Genomic DNA, 19,945 nt, shown 5'->3' with positions numbered 1-19,945 from the left:
GACTTCAGGATCCCAGCCGGAAGTAGAGCCCCGAATAGGTCTCGACATGGCATTCCGGATGGAAGGGCACGTCGAGGCTGCGTGGCTTCTCCCAGGAATCCACGAGCTCATAGCCGAGCGCGAGCAGGCCATCGATGAAACCGGCGCGTGCCGGAACGCTGTAGGGACAGAAGGAAACCTCGCCCGTTCGCGTGATCACCGACTGGATCGTCACGAAGGAGTGCCGCGCATGGAGCGGCGTACGCTGGACGATCAGATGCCGGGGACGTTTCGGCCAGGCCTTCAGCCTCTCGTGCAGATAGTTCTCCGGCAGGTATTGCAGCGAGCCCGCTGCGAGCAGGATGTCCATGCCGCAGCCGTCATCGACGCTGTTGGTGAAGCGCAGGCGCGAGGTGGGCTGCCGCGCGGCGATCGCCTGTCCCGCCCGGGTGATGTGCGGCAGGTCGAAGACGGTCCAGCGGAAGTCATCGGGGAAGCCGAGATACTGGTCGTACTGGCGGAAGGCATGCCCGACATAACCGCCGAGATCGAGCAGCGTCCGGGCGCCTTCGTCGAGCGCGCCGCGCAGCCAGAACAGCAACGGATACTCGGTCGCGGGCATCGGCTCGATCCCGCCGGCCATGGTGGTATAGTGGTCGATGTCCGCCATCGCGTCATGGTCGAAGCCGGCGAGCCCGGCCGGCAAGGCGCGCTCGGCCGCCTCGAAGCCGGCAAACCTGCCGCTGTAGCCGCAGTGATATCGGCCGGCGCGAAAGCGGGCCTCGTAGAGCTTCCGGCGGAACTGGGCGATGCCGGGCCAGCGGGCAGAGGCCGTGCGCGCGGTCAGGCGCAAACTCTGTTTCCATGTCGCGCTGGCGGACATCGTTCAGGCCTCACCGGCACGCTTCGCCTCGGGGCGAGCGCTGGGTTTCATCGGAGGCGCCTTGCCACGCGGCGATACTTCGGCTGTGCCGGCCCGCTCCGGCTGCGACGCGAAACCCAGCAGCCTGGCGGCAGGCTGCGCAAAGAGCACGGCCAGGACGAGCAGGAGCAGGGCGACGGTCGCCCGGAAACGAGAGGGCACGGGTGCGCTCGGCGAGGCGGGCATCGACGGGATTGAAGACTGTACCTGTTTGTTCGGAATTGGCCGGGGTGCCGCTCGCTTGGCGGGCGCACCGAACACGGCCTTGGTCAGCTCAGCGCCGCCTTCGTCGATAGCGAGCCAATGTTTCGCGAAGGCGGAGTTCCGCACCGCCGGAAGCGAGGGGGCGGTGCGTGCGCTGCTGCCATCGTCCCGGCTGTGCTTCTCCGAACTCGTCAAGAGTGCCTCCGTCCTGGCCGGGAGAGGGTTTCCTCTCCCTGTCGCCTCGATATTGCTCGCTCACCGAGCTGGATCGCGGTCTGTCATGTGGTCGATGACTGGCCCTTCAGGCATGACGGCGCCCGCGCGTGGGTCGTGACAGGGTCATTGCTGGCTGGCGAGGCCGGTGAGCTGGCGTACCGGCGTCTTTGCTGCCTCCCCGGGAAGGGAGCTCTCCGCAGCGCGCGTCTTCGGGGTTACCTGGACGATGTCGCCGGGTTGCAGCGTGGTTTCGAAATTCGCCTGGATCGTCACCGGCGCGAGGCCGGCCTGTCGTGTGATCCTGATGTCCCAATCCGCCGCTGCGCCGGAGCCCTGGCTCGCTACCAGCCTGCGGCGCCGGCTTTCGGAAATCTCGCGCGCGGTCGGCAGGCTGCGTTCGACCTCGAGGATCTTCTGCCGGGTTTCCTGCAGCTCGAGCACGACGCGGCGCATATAGGTGGTGTCGAGCTCGCGCAGCCGCAGCGTCAGCTCGCCGAGCGCCGTCTCGCTCTTGGCCAGTTCCGCCCGCAGGCGCGCGGCTTCGCCCTGCGTGCGGGCATAGTCGCGCTCGCGCTCGACCTGGACTGTGCGCAGGCCATGGCCGGTTGTCGCCAGCTTGTTGTACTCGGTCGATTGCTCACGGGTCAGCTCGACCTGTCGCTCGACCAGTCGGGCTTGGTCGGTCAGGGCGGCCTTTTCAGACTGGAGCCGCGCGACCTGCTGGCTCAGCAAGTCGCGCTCGCCCTCGCGCGCCCGGCGCTGGAAGTCGAGGATCTCCTGTTCGCCGGCCAGGATCTGGGCACTGCCCGCGCTTCTTGCATCGGCCACGAGCTGCTTGACGCCGTCGCGCTCGGCTTCGAGGCGCTGGCGTCGCGCCGTCAGGGTCTGAAGCGAGGCGTTGAGCAGCTGCTCGCGCTCGTCGGCGAGCAGGAGCTCGGATTTGAGGACGGCGATCGACTCGTCGCCGACCCGGTAGCCGCCGGCCAGTGCGACGGCCGCGAGGATGTTGAGCCCATGCCGGAAGGGATAGGTTCCCGGTGAGCGCACCTCGCCCATGATGTAGACCGGCTTCAGCTCGGCGACCCGCAGGCTGACCACGGCATCGCGCAGATAGCCGTCCATCAGCGCGCTGCGGATCCGCGCTTCCGCTTCCGGCGCCGATAGCCCGGCGATCCTGATCCGCCCGGCGAGCGGCATATTCACAGCGCCGGAGCCGTCGAGGACGAAGTCGCCGGAAAGGTCCGTCTGGCCGAAGACCGAGATCGTGACCTTGTCGCCGATCGAGAGCGTGTCGGCTGCCTCGCGCTCGGCCGCCACTGCGGTCGCGATCAGGAGGAGCGCCCATGCCATCAGCGCCAGGGCGAGCGGCCAAAGTCGATGCGGCCGCGGCGGCTGGGCCAGGACCACGGCGCGCGAGGCATGGTGAGATTTCCGGGGGTGGATTGACGTGTCCAAAGCCGGCTCCGACCGTCTTGCCCGCAGAGGGGCGATGCGATGCCGGCAGGATGTCAGGGCAGGGCCGCTTTCCGCATTGGCATTCGGGCCAAGGCGCGTCGCTACCGGATTAATCCCATAGTCGAGCGCGGCGGCCATCCTCGGGGCGAGGTGCCATTCTCATCGCGTGGGAGTAGCCCTTCCTTGTTCGCGCCGGGGCGCTCACCTCCCAAAGCGTCCTTTGAGAAGGCGGCGCTTGCAGCAAAGCTTTCGGCTCCTTCCCGTGCACGATCCGGCGGAGCTCAGACATGCAGAAGCGTATCCTCGTCACTGGTGGCGCCGGCTTCCTCGGCTGCCATCTCTGTGAGCGGCTGGTCGCCCAGGGGCACCAGGTCATCGCGGTCGACAACTATTACACCGGGCGCCGCGAGAACCTGACGGCGTTGCTCGGCCTGCCCAATTTCGAGACGCTCAGGCATGACGTGACCTTCCCGCTCTATCTCGAGGTCGACGAGATCTACAATCTCGCCTGTCCGGCCTCGCCGGTGCACTACCAGCGCGACCCCGTGCAGACCACGAAGACCAGCGTGCTCGGCGCGATCAACATGCTCGGCATGGCCAAGCGGCTCGGCATCCCGATCCTGCAGGCCTCGACCAGCGAGATCTATGGCGACCCGGACGTTCATCCGCAGGTCGAGGATTATCGCGGGCTCGTCAGCATCAGCGGGCCGCGCGCCTGCTACGACGAGGGCAAGCGCTGCGCCGAGACGCTGTTCTACGACTACAAGCGGCGCCACGGCGTCGAGATCCGCATCGCCCGCATCTTCAACACCTACGGGCCGCGGATGAATCTCGAAGATGGCCGCGTCGTCTCCAACTTCATCGTCCAGGCGCTGCGCAACGAGCCGATCACGCTCTATGGCGATGGCCGCCAGACCCGCGCCTTCTGCTTCGTCGACGACCTGGTCGAGGGGCTGATGCGCCTGATGAACGTGACCCAGAAGCTCGATGGCGCGGTCAATCTCGGCAATCCGGTCGAGACCTCCATGGCCGAGATCGCCGAGCTGATCATCGAGTTGACGGGATCGCGCTCGCAGATCGTCTTCAGGCCGCTGCCGCAGGACGACCCGCGCCAGCGCTGCCCGGACATCAGCAAGGCGCATGAGCTGCTGCACTGGCGGCCCAAGGTGCCGCTGCAGGACGGGCTGAAGCGGACGATCTCCTATTTCGAAGGCGTGCTGTCGAAGATGCATGACCCGGTACGCCGGGTCGAGGTCGCGAGGATGAGCTCGTGACGCAGGACGGGACGCTTCCCCGCGCGCGGATCATGGGCGTCAATGTCAGCGCCATCACCATGGCGGACGCCCTCGGCGCGGTCGAGGGCTGGATCGCTCGCAGAGATCGGAACTACGTCTGCATCACCGGGGTCCACGGCGTGATCGAGAGCCAGTCGGACCCCAGGCTCATGGCGATCCATGAGCGTGCGGGGATGGCGACGCCCGACGGCATGCCGCTGGTCTGGATGGCACGCAAGCTCGGCCATGGCCGGACCGAGCGGGTCTACGGCCCGGACCTGATGCTGCGTCTCACGGAGCTGTCGGCGCAGAAGGGCTATCGCCACTATTATTTCGGCGGCGCGCCCGGCCTTGCCGAACGGCTGCGCGAGCGTCTCACCGCGCGCTTTCCCGGGCTCGCTGTCGCGGGCACCTTCTCGCCGCCGTTCCGTCCTTCATCGGCGGAGGAGGACGAGGAAATCGTGCGCATGATCAACGCGGCCAAGCCGGACATCGTCTGGGTCGGGCTCAGCACGCCCAAGCAGGAATACTGGATGGCCGCGCATCTCGACCGGATCGAGGCGCCGGTCATGATCGGCGTCGGCGCCGCATTCGATTTCCTCGCCGGTACCAAGCGCCAGGCCCCGGCCTGGATGCAGAAGCGCGGGCTCGAATGGCTGTTCAGATTGCTCTCGGAACCGCGGCGGCTCTGGCGCCGCTACGGCAAGATCGTGCCGCAATTCATGTTCGGCGCCAGCCTGCAACTGCTTCGGCGGAGGACCGAGCTCGCTGCTTCCAAGAGGCCGGCCTAACCCCAACAGATAACTAGTCCCAAAAGGGTTATAGTTCGGTTTAACCACCTGATTTAAAAAGATAAAAACGCTATCACTGAGTTCCATTTTTCAGTGGAGCGAAGTAATGTCCAAGAAATCTGTGCTGGTTACCGGCGCCGGCGGCTTTATCGGTTTCCATCTTGTCAATTACCTCAAGGATCGAGGCTATTGGGTCCGAGGAGTCGACATCAAGGACCCGGAATACCAAGCCAGCGCGGCGGATGAGTTCCGCATCCTGGACCTGCGCGAGATGGATGATTGCCGCGAAGCGGTCCAGGGGATGGACGAGGTCTACAATCTCGCCGCGGACATGGGCGGTATCGGCTACATCTCCGGCGCGCACGCCTCGATCACCTTCAACAACACGATGATCAGCGCCCAGATGCTGAAGGCGGCTTACGACGCCAAGGTCAAGCGCTTCCTGTTCTCGTCCTCGGCCTGCGTCTATCCGCAATATCTCCAGGACGTGCCCTCGGTCGTGCCCCTGAAGGAGGATGATGCCTTCCCTGCCGATCCCGAGCCGGGATACGGGCTGGAGAAGCTCTACACCGAGAAGCTGTGCGAGTATTTCACGCAGGATTACGGCTTCCAGACCCGGCTGGTCCGCTTCCACAATGTCTACGGGCCGCTCGGCACCTGGGACGGCGGCAAGGAGAAGGCGCCGGCCGCCATCTGCCGCAAGGTCGCGATGGCGAAGTCGGGCGATGCGATCGAGGTCTGGGGCGACGGCAAGCAGACCCGCTCCTTCATGTACATCGACGACTGCGTCGAGGGCATCTACCGCATCATGCGCTCCGACTATTCCGGGCCGCTCAACCTCGGCACGGACGAGCTGGTCGATGTCAGCGGGCTGGTCGACATCATCGCCGGGATATCCGGAAAGACGATCCACAAGCGTTTCAACATCAACCGTCCGCAGGGCGTGCGCGGTCGCAACAGCGACAACAACCGCCTGCGCGAGGTGCTCGGCTGGGAACCCTCGATCCATCTCGGCCAGGGGCTGATCCCGACCTATGCCTGGATCTCGGGCGAGGTGAAGGCGAGGGCCGAGCGCGAGGCCGGCATCGAACACATCCCCACGATCGCGGCGCAGTAGCGCCGCTGCCTTCTGCCCAACCGATCGAGATCCCGGGAGCCTGTCATGCCGGATGTAGTCACGACTGTCGTGCCCGCCTCGGTCGGCATGGCAAAGCCGGGCCGGCTGGTCGGCGCCAATGTCACTCCGGCAGAGCGGCGGCGGCTTGTCGCCGCCGCTCTGATGGTCGGGGATCTCGTCACGTTGATCATCGTCAACGGGCTGCTGCAGTTGGGCGCGGCTATCGCGGTGTCCGACACCGACACCAACATGGCGAGCCTGACTCTGGTCTGGGCCCTGGCGCTTTGCGGGGCCCTCGGTGGCTTCGGGATTTACGGCTCCGACCGGGCCGAGCCCGTCGATCGCCTGCGCCGGCGCACGCTCGGCAATGTCGTCGCCGCCGCCGTGGTGCTCTCCTGGCTGGCGCTCGATGATCCTGCCAGCCATCTCTGGGGCTTCGTGATCGCAGGCGCGGGGTTGATGGTCGTTCTCGGCTATTATGTCGAGGCGCTGGTCCGCGGCGCACTGGTGCGCCGTGATCTCTGGAGCGCCCAGACCGTGCTCTACGGCACGATGCCGGCCTGCCTGGCCCTGGCGCGCGATCTGGCTTCGCATCCGGAGCTCGGCCTGAAGCCGGTCGCCATCCTCACCGACGAGGAGGCCGATGCGCTCAGCGAGGCCATGGAGGCTTCCGAACTGCCGGTGATCACCCGTGGCCAGGCCAACATCATCTCGCCGGGGATCGAGGTCGCGCTCTGCGCCTCGGGCGACCTTCATGTCGAGAAGGCCGACTGGCTGGCGCGCCTGCCGCTGCGCCAGATCTTCGTCGTCCACGACGCCTCGATGCTGCAGGTCCTCAATCCGCAATTGCGGGCCATGGGCGGGCTGCTCGGCCTCGAACTGCGCAGCGCCATCCACATGCCGCACAACCTGCGCCTGAAGCGGGTGCTCGACCTGATCGTTGCGATCCCGCTCGCCCTTCTCGCCCTGCCGGTGGTCGCCGTGCTGGCGCTTGCGGTCAAGGCGGTCGACAACGGACCCGCCTTCTACGCCCAGCCGCGGATCGGCCGGAACGGCCATGTCTTCAAGGTCTACAAGCTGCGCAGCATGTATGCCGACGCCGAGGCGCGGCTTGCCGCGCATCTGGAGGCCGACAGCGCGGCCCGGCATGAATGGGAGCGCTTCTTCAAGCTGTCGAGCGATCCCCGGATCCTGCCGAGGATCGGCCAGTTCATCCGCAGCACCAGTCTCGATGAACTGCCGCAGCTCTGGAACGTCCTGCGCGGCGAGATGAGCATCGTCGGGCCGCGGCCGTTCCCGGCCTATCACAACCAGTGCTTCGACACTGCCTTCCAGGCGCTGCGCACCAGCGTGCCGCCCGGCCTGACTGGCCTCTGGCAGGTCACGGACCGCAGCGACGGCGATCTCGTCGTCCAGAAGCGGCAGGACAGCTTCTACATCCACAACTGGTCGTTCTGGCTGGATTTCTACGTGCTGCTGCAGACGGTCCCGGCCGTTCTGCATGGGCGCGGCGCGAAATAGCGCGCAAGCGATCTGAGTCGAGGCCGGTCGCTCGCGAGGCGCCGGCAGGGTCGGTCGGTATCCCCGGGTGAAACCGCAGGTGAGGCGTGAGGCCATGGATCTCTTCAGCGACATGCGAGGCCCCCGTCAGCCTGTGACGCTCGCCAGGCACTATGATGCGGTGACCTTCGACTTCCTCTCCATGCTCTGGCGCCGCAGATTGCTGATCGCCGCAGTCACCTGCGGGATCATGCTGATGACGGCCCTCTATCTGATGGTGACGCCGCAGCGCTACACCGCCGACTTGGTCCTGCAATTCGACTTCACGCGCGAAGACAGCGGTGGTGGCGGCAAGGCGAGCAGCGTCGCGCTCGATGCCTCGACACTGGTCGAAAGCGAGGCACGGATCATTCGTTCGCTCGCGACGGCGCGCGCCGTCGCTGCGCGCCTGGGTCTCGACCAGGCAGTGTCGAGCGAGCCCTCGTCGTTCTCCCGCCTGCTGGCTGGCGCGACCGAGTTGGTCTTCCCGTCATCGGTTCGCAACACCTTGCACAATCTGACCGGCTTCGGCGGCGGATCGGCCGAGCCGACCACGCGCGACATCGTCGCCCAGAGGCTGCTCGGATCGCTTGGCGTCAGCAACGATACCAAGGCCTATCTGGTCACGCTGACCTATCGTGACACCGACCCCGATCGTGCGGCGCTGATCGTCAACACCTTCGGCAACGAGTATCTGCGTCGAAAGATGGAAGCCACGGCGAATGCCTCACAGCGCTCCAGCCAGTGGTATGGCGCGCAGGCTCAGGAGGCCCGCGCCAATCTGGGACGGATCGAGAAGGAGATTGAAGCCTTCCGGATGCGGACCGGCTTCGTCGAGCTCGGGCAGGACGGCGCCGACATCCAGCAACAGCAGCTTCGCGACATGCTGACCCAGCTCAATACGGTCTCCGCCACGCGGCTCGCCGAGGAGACACGCCTCCAGCGCGCGCGGGTCTCGCTTGCCGCCGGCAACATCCCGCAGACCAGCGATCTCGGCAGCTCGCCGGTGGTCCAGCAGCTCCTGGACGAGGAGGGCAAGGCTCGCCGGGCGCTCGACGAGATGGTCGCGGTTTCGGGCGAGCGTCATCCGGCCGTGCAGCGGCTGCGGCTGTCGCTGACGGCGGTGCAGGAGCGGCTGCAGAAGCAACTGGCCCAATCGGTCGCCAATATAGAGACCGACGTCCAGGCCGCCCGCGCCGCCGAGGCCGCGCTGCGCGAACGCGTCGCGTCGCTGCAGACCAAGTCGATCGAGGCGAGGGGGCTGGAGGGCCAGCTGCGTACCTTGCAGGCCGAAGCCACTGCGGCGCGCGACCGGCTGAAACAGCTATCGGATGCGCATCAGCAGGCCAGCGCCGTCAGCGAATTGCGGCCGATCATCGCCCAGATCGTCGCGCCGGCCGACATTCCCTCGCTGCCGAGCTCGATCAAGCCGTCGCTGGTGCTGGGGCTGGCCATGGCGGGCGGGCTGATGGCCGGGGCAGGGCTCTCCTATCTTCTGGAGAAGCGCGATCGCGGCTTCCGCAGCGAGAACGAGTTCGCCACCGAGACCAGGACCAACTGCGTCGGCCTGCTGCCGAATCTCGAGCATTATCCGGGCGGGCTGGAGAGCCTGGTCTTTGCCGAGGCGGTGCGCTCGATGGTGGCCGAGCTGTTCCCGGCCAGCAATCCGCCAAAATTCGTGCTGATCACCTCTTCGGCGCCGGGGGAGGGCAAGTCCTTCGTCGCCTCCGCCATGGCGCGCGTGTTGGCGATGATGGGCCAGCGGGTCCTGGTCGTGGACGGCTCGCCGCGGCGCCTGCTGCTCGGCCAGAACTTCCCGCACGAGGCGTTGCTCGACCAGTGCCTGCCGCAGGTGGGCGACGCCGGCGGCCCGGGGACGAGCCCGGTCGCCACGGTCCGGCGTGCCTCGGGCCTGCGCGACAGCCAGAACGTCTATTCGAACCCGGCCTTCGAGGCGATGCTGCGCGAGGCGCGGGCACGCTACGACGTCATCCTGTTCGAGGTGGCGCCGGTGCTGCTGTCGGCTGATAGCGCCCTGCTGCGCGAGCATGCCGACACGGTTCTGCACGTCGTCAAATGGAACGACACGCTGAAGAGCACCGTCGCCGCGACCCTCGATCATCTCGGCAAGCTCGGCCTGGATGTTGCCGGCGTCGTGCTCAACGGCGTCGATCTCGAGGAGCAGGGCCGCTACGACGTCTCCGACCGCGGCCGGGTCTATCGCAACTACAAGTCCTTCTATCAGGCCTCGGCATGAGCAGTCGCTTGCATCGTTACGCCGCGCTGCTCGCAGCCCCGGATCTCGGCGCATCTTCGCCGGCGCCGCAGGCTGGCGGGTTCAGCTGCGGGTCTTGCGGGTCGCCGGCCGTCCATCTGCCGAACGATCTCTCGGGGGACGCACTGGTGATCTGCGACGGCTGCCAGCGCCCGGTCGGGACGCTGGCGGCCTTCCGCGCCTATGTCGATCGCCTGGCCGCGAGTGCCCGATTCTGCGACCATCATTTGACGGTCTGTCATTCGGACGATGGAACCGGGCCGGGCCCGACGGCGTTGACATGAGCGGCGATTTCGCCCTCTGGTTTCGAGAATAAGGCCATTTGAGGGCTCGATCTGCGAGGCAAACCAGTGCCTCGGGGCGTATGAAGCCAATCCATCAACAGGGTTAGGCTGGCGCCGCTACTAAATAATCCATTGATATATTGTGCCAAAACAAGACGAATAGTCCGTTTGGACTAATCCTTCGGAGTAAGGGTTCGTCGGTGCGGGTAGCACCGAATCAGGCCTCAAGGGTATCTAGGCAGCGATCACTTAATGTGTTCCCGCCAAAAAAGGAGCCCCTTTATGGCCACATTTTACGTCTCGACCACCGGAAACGACAACAATACAGGATTGGATGAAAATTCATCTTTCCAGACTTTGGAGCGGGCAGTCGAAGCCATGCACCAGAGCAATGGGGCAGACACGATCTACCTCGCCGGTGGTACCTACTATGTCGATGACGCCCTCCAGTTGACCTCCGCTGATTCGGGGTCGTCCATCGTGGCGATGTCCGGACAGAACGTCGTGATCAGCGGCGGCACGCAGGTGAGCGGCTGGACCCAGGGCGCGGACGGGATCTGGACGGCGCATGTCGATGCTGAAGATGTCCAGCAGTTCACCGTCAACGGCGAGAAGCAGACCGAGAGCCGTTATCCCGACGTCGATCCGAACGATCCGGTTCATGGCGGCTGGCTCTGGGGGCAGGATCTCCCGGCGGGCTACGACGCCCAGAAGTCGATGGCGTTCGATCCGTCGGACTACCCGGCCGGCGAGCAGCCGAAAGCCGGTGACACGGTCACGGTCTTTACCGAGAACGGCTATTCCAGCGAAGTGCTGACCATCGCCTCGGTCCAGGGCAACGTGATGACCTTCACCACGGAGGCCAATTACGATCTCGGCGCCGCGAGCCGCTATTATGTGTCGCAGGACACGCCCGACAATGTCGGCGAATGGTCCTACGACGCCGAAACGCAGACCATTTCCTACAAGGCCCCGGACGGCTTCACCGGACAGGGCGGCGTCGTCTCTGGCGACCACAGCATCATTTCCGTCGACGGGGCCGACAACGTCTCCATCAAGGGCATTACCTTCACCGACACCGCCTCGAAGTCGGGCGACCCGACGACCGCGGCGATCGAGGCAAACGATGCGACCGGGCTGGTCGTCGAGGGCAATCACTTCACCAATGTCGGCGTCGGCGTCGCCCTGCACGGCGACAGCAGCGGCAATACCATCTCGAGCAACAGCTTCGAGCACACCTGGTCGAGCGCCATCGCCATGACGGCTGGCACGAGCGACAACCGCGTCACCAACAACACCGTCGACCACTCGAACGAGGTGTTCGTCCAGTACGGCTCCGTCGACATGCAGGAGTCGGCGGGCAACCAGATCGACCACAACACGATCACGAACGTACCGCGCTTCGGCATCTCCGAGGTCAATTACGATCCGGACATCCAGTCCGGTGGCAACACCATCGAGTACAACGACATCCGCCATTCCGGGCAGCAGACGCCTGATACTGGCGCCATCTACCTGTTCTCGGCCGACGACTCCGGTGCGGACGGCAGCACCATCCGCTACAACACCATCGTCGACACCGGTGGAACGAACACCAAGGATGGTGGCTTCGCGGAGGACTGGAGCTCCGGCATCTATCTCGACAACATGGCGAGCAATGCCCAGATCTACGGCAACTACGTCGAGGGGACGACGTTCAGCGGCATCCTCATCCATGGCGGCTCGAACAACGAGATCCACGACAACACGCTGCTCGACAACGGCAAGTACGGGATCTCGACGATCGTTGCCGACGACAATCCGATCGGCGGCAACGAGACCTACAACAACTTCATCGAGGTCTCGGGAGACGGCAGCAACACGATCGATACCGACCAGACCGATCCGAGCCTGATCCACGACAATGTCTACTACAACCCGAATGGCGGCGAGTTGACGATCGCCGACGTCTCGCTGGCGAGCTTCCAGCGCCAGGGCGGCGATACCGGCAGCACGGAGACGAGCCAGGCTGGTTTCAAGGACGCGGCGAACGGTGACTACAGCTTCGTTTCTGGATCGGTGGCGCAGGCGCATGGCATCGACTCGGTGCCGTTCGACTCGGTCGGCTCTTCACTGAGCGGGACCTCGCCCGAGGTCGAGACGCCGTCGGGCGGGAACGGGAGCAGCACGCCGCCGGCGACTTCCGAGCCGGTTACCGAAACGCCTCCGGTCACCGCCGAGCCGTCGACGCCGAGCGAGGAGACGCCGACGACTCCGTCGACTGGGGAAGGCACGTCGCCTGGCACCTCCGAGCCCGGCAACGAGACGCCTCCGGTGACGGCCGAGCCGTCGACGCCGAGCGAGGAAACGCCGACGACGCCTACGACCGGGGAGGGCGCGACGCCCGGCACCTCCGAGCCAGGCAGTGGGAACCCGGACGTGATCACCATCCCCGATGTCGATACCGGCACGGGCGGGACGGACACCGAAACCCCGTCGAATTCCGGACATTGGGGCGGCTGGGGCGGCTGGGGCGGTCATGGCGGCTGGGGCGGCCTCAGTGGCGGCCGCTGGTCCTGGGATGGCGGCTCATCTCGTGGTGACGATCATGGCGGCGGCCGCAACTGGTCGCGGGACACTCAGGCGGCCAGCGATGACAGCGCCAGCCGCAACGACTGGCGAGGCAGTCAGTGGCGCCATGACGACGACAACGACCACCATAGCCACAGCCAGCTCTCGCACTGGCACTGGTAGCGCCTAGCCGCTGCCTTGCGGCGACCCGGCCACCGCGGCCGGGTCGCCATTCTCCGCGGCGAGCTTCGCGGGGCCTCGCCTTCCTCCTCCAATGATTGCCGCTCGCCCGGATCCGCCGGCGTCGACGGCTGCAATCGCGCCAAGGAAACCGACGGACATGCTCTCGCAAACGGTTCGCAAGCTGACGCCCGCCTTCGCATCGCTGTTCGGGCTTTCCTTCGTGCTGAACCTGTTCGTCTTCGTCTCCCCGCTCTACACGATGCAGATCTATGACAGGGTGCTGACCAGCCGGAACGGCACCACGCTGGTCATGCTGTCGCTGATCGTGCTCGCCTTGTTCGCGGCCTATGCCGCGCTCGAGCATTTCCGCAGCCGGGCGCTGGTCCAGCTCGGCCTGTGCGTCGACAAGGCTCTGTCCGAGCCGGCCTTCGAAGCCGCCTTCCACGGCGCGCTCGATGCGAAGGGCTCGCCGACCCTGCCCATTCGCGATGTCGAGACGTTGCGGGCGACGCTGTCGGGTAGCCTGGTGCCGTCGCTGATGGATGCGCCCTGGATTCCGATCTATCTCGCCCTCTGCTTCATCCTGCATCCGGCGATCGGCGCCGTCGCCACGCTCGGCGCCATCGCGATCCTGGGTGTCGCCCTGCTGAACGAGCGCATCACCAAGGGATCGCTGATCCGCGCTTCCGAGCTCGGCCATGGCGCGAACGAGCGGCTGACGGCTTCGCTGCGCAACGCCGAGATCATCAAGGCGCTCGGCATGGGGCAGCCGATCCGCGGGCAATGGCAGCGCCAGCGCAACCAGGCGCTGGCCTACCACACGGCCGCGGCAGATTGGGGCGGGACGCTGCTGGCGGCGACGAAGCTGCTGCGGCTGGCGCTGCAATGCGCGGTGCTCGGCGTCGGCGCTTATCTCGCGATCAACCAGAACCTCGCGGCCGGCGCGATGTTCGCGGCATCGCTGATCATGGGCCGGGCGCTCGCGCCGATCGAGGGCGCCGTCGGCCAATGGAAGAGCTTCGTCTCTGCCCGCAGCGCCTTGCAGCGACTGAGCCGGACCCTGAAGGCGCCGTCGGATAAGGCGATGCCGATGACCTTGCCGAATCCGGCCGGCTCGCTGCGGGTCGAAGGCCTGAGCGTGCGCAGCCCGAACGGGAACGCCTTGCTGCTTCACAACGTCTCGTTCGAGGTCGAGCCTGGCGAGATCGCGGCCGTGGTCGGGTTGACCGGTTCCGGCAAGTCGTCGCTGGCCCGGGCGCTGGTCGGCGTCTGGTCCCCGGCCCATGGCGTGGTGCGGCTCGACGGCAACGACATCAGGCATTTCCCCGACGAGCAGCGCGGCCGCATCCTCGGCTATCTGCCGCAGGATGTGGAACTGTTCGCCGGCAGCGTGCGCGACAACGTCACCCGCTTCGATCCCGACGCGACCGACGAGGCCGCCGTCGCTGCCGCCTCGGCTGCCTCCGCGCATGAGCTGATCCAGGGCTTCCCGGACGGCTATGCGACGCAGATCGGCGAGGGCGGAGCGATCCTCTCCGGCGGGCAGCGCCAGCGCATCGGGCTGGCGCGGGCGCTTTACGGACAGCCGGCGCTGGTCGTGCTCGACGAGCCGAATGCCAATCTCGACATGGATGGCGATGCCGCGCTGGCGCGCTCCCTGGCCGGCTTGCGGGATGCCGGCGCGATCGTCGTCGTGATCACACATCGCCCGCAACTGCTCTCGCAGGTCGACAAGATCATCCTGATGCAGAAGGGCCAGGCCGTCAGGGTCGGCGGGCGCGACGAAATCCTGCCGGTGCTGCTGCAGCCGGGCAATGGCGCACGCATCCAGCCGCCGCAGCGCGGCCAGACAGGACAGGTCGAGCCGCTCTCGGCAGCAAGGTGGGCACGCCGATGAACTCCGTTCTGAACAAGCTGAAGCGCGTCCCGAACACAATGAAATCCATCCTGAACCGGCTGGCCTGGCGCCAGCGCTTCGAACCCGTGCTCGGGATCGCGAGGCAATGGCTACAGCGCACGAGTTTGCCCGCTGCGGGGGATGGCGATTGGCGCGCCCCGGTGCGCAAGGGCTATGTCGTGGTCGGCCTTGCGCTGGGGGCCGGCGGCCTCTGGTCGGTGACCGCGCGCCTCGACAGCGCCGTGGTGGCGCATGGCAGCATCGTCGTCGAAAGCGACCGCAAGGCGGTGCAGCATCTCGAAGGCGGGCTCGTCGAAGCGATCGCGGTGCGCGACGGGGCCGACGTCAAGGCCGGCGAAACCCTGCTGCGCCTCGATACGACGCAGGCGGCGGCGCAGCGCAGCGTGGCGCGGCTGATCGTGTTGCAGGCCCTGGGGGAGGAAGCGCGCTTCACGGCCGAGATCGACCGGCTCGACGGCATCACCTTCCCGAGCGAACTGCTCGAGGCTGGTGAAGCAAAGGAGGCGCGCCGGATCATGCTCGACCAGGAGCGCCTGTTCAAGGAACGGCAATCCACGCAGAAGCTGGAGGTCTCGATCCTCAAGGAACGGCTGACGCAATCCGAGAAGCAGTACCAGTCGAACGAGGCGCAGCGCGAGGCCGCGATCGGACAGGCTGCGAGCGTCAACGAGGAACTGACCAGCCTGCGGCCTCTCGCCGACAAGGGGTTCGTCGCCTCGACGCGCATCAACCCGCTCAAGCGCTCGCTGACCGAATTGCAGGGCCGCATCGGCTCGCTGGAGGCCGATCTGGCGCGGCTTACGGTCGCCAATGACGAGATCAGGCTGCAGATGAGCCAGATCGGCCTGAAAGCCTCCGAAGAGGCCTCGACCAAGCTCGCCGAATGTCGGGTCAAGCTCGCCGATGCCCGCGAGAAGCTGCGCATCGCCGAGGATGTGCTGGCGCGCGCCGAAGTCCGCGCCCCGCGCGCCGGGCGGGTCGTCGCCTCGAAGGTCCACACCGTCGGTGCCGTGGTCAAGCCGGGCGATACGCTGATGGAGATCGTGCCGCAGGACGACGAGCTCATCGTCACCGCCAAGGTCTCGCCGATGGATGTGAACAACCTGCACCCGGGCATGGCCGCGGAAGTGCGCCTGCCATCCTTCAAGGGCCGGGCGACGCCGTTCACCGTCGGCGAGGTCAAATCGGTCGCTGCAGACGCGCTGCGCGACGAGGTCCTGCAGCAGATGGTCTACGAACTGCGCGTCAGCGTCTCGGCCTCGGGCTTCCCGCCCAAGGTCAGGGCCAAGCTCCGGCCCGGCATGCCGGCCGAGGTCTATGTCCCGACCGGCGAGCGCACCGCCATCGCCTATCTGATGCAGCCGCTGACCGACTCGATGCGCTCCAGCTTCCGGGAGGAGTGAGCGCGGATGGGGTAGGGCGATCGGAGGAGCCGATCGCCCGAAGATGCGGCAACTTCGCTCGGCAGATCAGCCGAGATGGCCGCTTGAGCCCGGCGGTTTCTCTTCCAGTATTGCGGCGCGATCAGCAGCCGCTTTCTGGGAGCAGAACCGATGCCGAAGATCATCCCGGTCGTGATGTGCACGGGACATGGCTCCGGCCTGTGGCCGATCGCGCGTGAGACGATGCCGAAGCAGTTCATCCCGTTGTTCGGCCGGGATTCCTCCTTCCAGCGCACGCTTCGGCTGCTGTCCGATCCCGATGTGTTCGATCTGCCGATCGTGGTGACGAACGCGGACCACCGCTTCACCGTCGCCGACCAGTTGCAAGCGATCGGCCTGCGCGCCGAGGTCGTGTTGGAGCCCGCCGGGCGCGGCGCCCATTCGGCCGCGGCGATCGCGGCCGAGCTCGGCCTCGCCCGGAGTGAATCCGCGCTCGTCGGCATCTTCCCCGCCGATCATGTCGTGCAGGACGGCAAGCTCTTCGTCGAAACCTGCGCGAAGGCCGCGGTGGTCGCCGCCCAGGGCCGTATCGTCGCGATCGGCATACCGCCATGCTATCCGGCGAGCGCCTATGGCTATATCCGCCCGGGAACGGAGATCGCCGAGGGCGTGCGCGGGGTCGAGGATGTCGCGGCGAAGCCTGACGCGGCGCTCGCGGCGCGCTATCTCGCCGACGGCTATCTCTGGAATTCCGGCAATGTCGTCTTCGATGCGGCGACGATGCAGATGAAGCTCCAGGCGGCTAACAGGGGGGCGATCGGCAACGGCAAGGCGAACGGAGCCAATCTCGGCATCCGCATGCTCGAAACCGACGGTTCTGCCGATCTTCCGGCGATCGCGGCGGAGCCTCCCATTCTGGAACAGGCCGATACCGCAGCCGTGATCTCCGGCCATTTCGGCTGGTCGGATGTCGGCAATTGGAGCGCGGTCTGGCAGCTTTCCGAGAAAGGCGCGCACGGCAACGTCGTCCAGGGACGCGGCTACGTGCTCGAGGGCGCCAACAACCTCGTCCGTTCCGAGGATGCGGTCGTCGCCGTCGTCGGGCTGGACGATGTCGCCGTCATCGCCACCCGCGATGCCATCCTGGTGACGTCGAAGGCACAGGCCGACAAGGTCAAGGATGTCGTCGCGCTGGTCGCGGCGAACCGTGAGCCGGAGGCGGCCAGCCATCGCGAGATCCACCGGCCCTGGGGCAAGTATCTCTCCGTCGATCTCGACCAGCGCCATCAGGTCAAGCGCATCACCGTCAAGCCGAACGGCGTCCTCTCCCTGCAGAAGCACCATCATCGCGCCGAGCACTGGGTCGTGGTCCGCGGCACCGCACAGGTGACGCGCGACGACGAGACCATCCTCGTGCACGAGAACGAGGCGATCTACCTGCCGATCGGCTGCGTCCATCGCATGGCCAATCCCGGTAAGATCCCGCTCGAGATCATCGAGGTGCAGGTCGGCTCCTATCTCGGCGAGGACGACATCATCCGCATCGAGGACATCTACGAGCGCTGCTGAAAGCGCCGATTCTACCGCACCTCGTTGACGTAGATATGAGCTCGCGTCGTGGCGCGGTGCCAGCCGAGGATCGTCGGCGTCCCTGCCTGGTCATAGGCGACCTCGTCGATCGTCAGCACCGGTTCGCCGGCGGAGAGCGCCAGCAGCGCAACGTCCTCGTCACCCGCGAGGTCGGCGGTGATCTGCTCGCGCACGGCGGAGATCCGGATGCCATAGCGCTCCAGCAGATGGAGATAGAGCAGAGGCGGCAGCTCGGCCACGTCGCGCGGCCAGTCCGGCAGGCGCTCCTGCGCCAGCACCAGCTTGTCATGCATCACCGGATGGCCGTCGGCATGACGGATGCGATGGATCCTGATTACCCCGCCCGTCTTGATCTGCAGCGTTTCGGTCTGCGCCGGCGTCGCGGGCTGGGCCTCGACGCTGAGGAACTGGCTGGTCGAGCGCACCAGGCTGCCATCGGCCCGGTGCAGCCGGAAATACTGGAAGAAGAAACGCAGGCTGTGATGCGGCGTGCGCCCGGTCACCACCGTGCCGGTCTTGCGGCGACGCGTCAGCAGCCCCTCCGCCACAAGATCGGTCATCGCCCGGCGGACCGTGCCGACCGCGATGCCGAAGCCCTGGGCCAGCGAGGTCTCGCTCGGCAGGACCATGCCGGGCGGCCATTCGCCGACCAGGATCGCCTCCGACATGTGCCGTTTCACGCGCTCATAGAGCGGTGCGGCTTCCCCGGCGCCGAAGTTCGGCAGGACCGGCGCCGAGGCTCCGGCGCCGTTGCCCGTTCCGGCGGCAGCGAGCGTCGCTTTTTTGGCATTGACAGGGGGCATGCCGTCGGTTCCTATTTCTATATAGTTTATATGAAAGAGGGAGCTCCGCAAATGGCATTGCCAGCTGCGGCTTTTCGGAGGTTCCATCGCAGATCGCGCCGGCGCTGGACAAGCGCGGCGTCATTGGGCTGAGCGATGAGCGAGTCCAAATCCCTGCTGCGCGACGAGCGCGCGCTGTCCGAGGCCTGCGACTGGATCGCCGCCAATGTCGATGGCGCCGTCGCCGAGCTCGATCGGATGATCGCGGTCGACACCTCCTTCCCGCCAGGCCTGGGCTATGACGATTTCGCCGGGCTGATGGAGGGCTTCGTCGCCCCACTTGGCTTTGCGACCGAGCGTGTGACCGTCCCCGAAAGCCTGTGGAAGGTGCCGAACGGCCCGGCAGCCGGGCCGCGCACCAATCTGGTCGCTAGCCGCGCCAGCGGCCGGCCGGTCTGCGGCCTCTATTTCCACGTCGACACCGTACCCGCCACGGCCGGCTGGCAACGCGATCCGCTCCGGATGGAGCGCGACGGCGATCGCCTGATCGGCCTCGGCGCCGCCGATATGAAGGGTAGCATCGCCGCGATTCTGCTGGCCCTGCGCGCGGCGCGGGCTTGTGGGATCGAACTCGCCTATGACCCAATGCTGCTGTTCTGCACCGACGAGGAGGGCGGCCTTTATCCCGGCATCCGCTATCTCGCCGAGCAGGGGAAGCTCTCCGGCCACATCCTCAACTTCAACGGCAGCGCCGAGGCGCGGGTTTGGGCCGGTTGCTTCGGCCTGTTCAACCTGCTGGTCCGCATCCACGGCCAGGCCGTCCATGCCGGCGAGGGCAATCGCAAGGGCTCCGGCCTCAACGCCATCGAGGGTGCCCTGCCGCTGCTCAATGGGCTGATGGCGCTGAAGGCGCAGATCGCGACCCGGACCTCCGCCCTGCCGCCGCCGCTCGGCAAGCCGCCGCTCACTGCCCAGCTCAACCTCGCCGCGATCGAGGGCGGCACCGCCGGTGGCCAGGTTCCCGCCCTGCTCGAGCTGACGATCAACCGCCGCTATGCCCCCGAGGAGCGCTTCGAGGAGGCGCTGGCCGAGATCGAGGCGGTGATCCGCCAGAGCGTCGCCGCCGTGCCGGGCCTCACCGTCGAGACAGCCTTGGTCGGCCATCTCATGCCCACCGCCGATCCGGCCGGCCCGCATTGGCCGCGCTGGCAGGCGGCGATGGGGCAGGGCTTCGGGTACGCGCCAGAGGATTTCCGGCGCTGGGGCGCCGCGAGCTGCTCCGATTTCGGCTGGGTCCAGCGCGCGACCGGCCAGCAGGAGGTGCTGCTCGGCGGCCTCGGTCGGCCCGACCGTAACATCCACTCGCCCGGCGAATACACGACGGTGCCGGATATCGTCTCGCTGGCGCAGGCCGTGCTGTCCTACCTCGCCGCCGATTTCAGGCCCGATCTCAACCCCGACATCCCGCCGTCCCAGAGCTGAAG

14 protein-coding genes are annotated in these 19,945 nt (G+C 66.7%); 10 read left to right on the top strand and 4 right to left on the bottom strand.

Annotation, left to right across the window (positions count from 1 at the left end; translation table 11 throughout):
* Nucleotides 1-4 precede the first annotated feature (4 nt).
* From VGV58_RS10265 to VGV58_RS10255, 3 genes are all read right to left on the bottom strand, one after another.
* Nucleotides 5-832 carry a methyltransferase, TIGR04325 family gene (locus VGV58_RS10265; protein ID WP_326873907.1) on the bottom strand — a complete coding sequence of 276 codons (828 nt, stop codon included), beginning with the start codon at nucleotides 830-832 and terminating at the stop codon, nucleotides 5-7.
* Between the two features lie 33 nt (nucleotides 833-865).
* Nucleotides 866-1,300, bottom strand: a complete 435-nt coding sequence (locus VGV58_RS10260) for a hypothetical protein (protein WP_326873906.1) — start codon at nucleotides 1,298-1,300, stop codon at nucleotides 866-868.
* Nucleotides 1,301-1,444: 144 nt separating this feature from the next.
* Nucleotides 1,445-2,671, bottom strand: coding sequence for a polysaccharide biosynthesis/export family protein (locus VGV58_RS10255; protein WP_326873905.1), 1,227 nt, complete (start codon nucleotides 2,669-2,671; stop codon nucleotides 1,445-1,447).
* 392 nt (nucleotides 2,672-3,063) lie between these two features.
* Between VGV58_RS10255 and VGV58_RS10250 the strand changes: the two genes are divergently transcribed.
* The 9 genes from VGV58_RS10250 to VGV58_RS10210 all read left to right on the top strand — a co-directional run bounded on the left by VGV58_RS10250 (nucleotide 3,064) and on the right by VGV58_RS10210 (nucleotide 17,658).
* Complete coding sequence (locus VGV58_RS10250; protein ID WP_326873904.1) at nucleotides 3,064-4,050, top strand: UDP-glucuronic acid decarboxylase family protein; 987 nt, start codon at nucleotides 3,064-3,066, stop codon at nucleotides 4,048-4,050.
* Between the two features lie 32 nt (nucleotides 4,051-4,082).
* On the top strand, nucleotides 4,083-4,841 hold the full coding sequence (locus VGV58_RS10245) for a WecB/TagA/CpsF family glycosyltransferase (RefSeq protein WP_326874120.1): 759 nt from the start codon (nucleotides 4,083-4,085) through the stop codon (nucleotides 4,839-4,841).
* A gap of 106 nt (nucleotides 4,842-4,947) precedes the next feature.
* On the top strand, nucleotides 4,948-5,958 hold the full coding sequence (locus VGV58_RS10240; protein WP_326873903.1) for an NAD-dependent epimerase/dehydratase family protein: 1,011 nt from the start codon (nucleotides 4,948-4,950) through the stop codon (nucleotides 5,956-5,958).
* Nucleotides 5,959-6,003: 45 nt separating this feature from the next.
* Complete coding sequence (locus VGV58_RS10235) at nucleotides 6,004-7,479, top strand: exopolysaccharide biosynthesis polyprenyl glycosylphosphotransferase (RefSeq protein ID WP_326873902.1); 1,476 nt, start codon at nucleotides 6,004-6,006, stop codon at nucleotides 7,477-7,479.
* 94 nt (nucleotides 7,480-7,573) lie between these two features.
* A complete protein-coding gene (locus VGV58_RS10230) occupies nucleotides 7,574-9,754 on the top strand; it encodes a GumC family protein (RefSeq protein ID WP_326873901.1) in 2,181 nt (726 codons plus the stop codon).
* Between the two features lie 680 nt (nucleotides 9,755-10,434).
* A complete protein-coding gene (locus VGV58_RS10225) occupies nucleotides 10,435-12,789 on the top strand; it encodes a right-handed parallel beta-helix repeat-containing protein (protein WP_326873900.1) in 2,355 nt (784 codons plus the stop codon).
* Between the two features lie 157 nt (nucleotides 12,790-12,946).
* A complete protein-coding gene (locus tag VGV58_RS10220; RefSeq protein WP_326873899.1) occupies nucleotides 12,947-14,686 on the top strand; it encodes a type I secretion system permease/ATPase in 1,740 nt (579 codons plus the stop codon).
* Complete coding sequence (locus VGV58_RS10215; RefSeq protein WP_326873898.1) at nucleotides 14,683-16,110, top strand: HlyD family type I secretion periplasmic adaptor subunit; 1,428 nt, start codon at nucleotides 14,683-14,685, stop codon at nucleotides 16,108-16,110. Before VGV58_RS10220 ends, VGV58_RS10215 begins: the two co-directional genes overlap by 4 nt.
* A 150-nt stretch (nucleotides 16,111-16,260) precedes the next feature.
* Entirely contained in the window at nucleotides 16,261-17,658 is a 1,398-nt protein-coding gene (locus tag VGV58_RS10210; protein WP_326873897.1) for a mannose-1-phosphate guanylyltransferase/mannose-6-phosphate isomerase, read from the top strand.
* 11 nt (nucleotides 17,659-17,669) lie between these two features.
* Here the strand turns inward: VGV58_RS10210 and VGV58_RS10205 are convergent, their stop codons facing one another.
* Nucleotides 17,670-18,482: a GntR family transcriptional regulator gene (locus VGV58_RS10205; protein ID WP_326873896.1), complete on the bottom strand. Its 813-nt coding sequence runs from the start codon at nucleotides 18,480-18,482 to the stop codon at nucleotides 17,670-17,672.
* A gap of 135 nt (nucleotides 18,483-18,617) precedes the next feature.
* Here VGV58_RS10205 and VGV58_RS10200 point away from each other — a divergent pair, with 135 nt between their 5' ends.
* A complete protein-coding gene (locus tag VGV58_RS10200) occupies nucleotides 18,618-19,943 on the top strand; it encodes a M20 family metallopeptidase (protein WP_414643925.1) in 1,326 nt (441 codons plus the stop codon).
* Nucleotides 19,944-19,945 lie beyond the last annotated feature (2 nt).

The sequence above is a fragment of the Allobosea sp. genome, assembly GCF_035944895.1.
GTDB lineage: Bacteria > Pseudomonadota > Alphaproteobacteria > Rhizobiales > Beijerinckiaceae > Allobosea.
The sequence above is the reverse complement of the archived record's forward strand: the minus strand, read 5'-3'. Positions and strand labels throughout refer to the sequence as shown.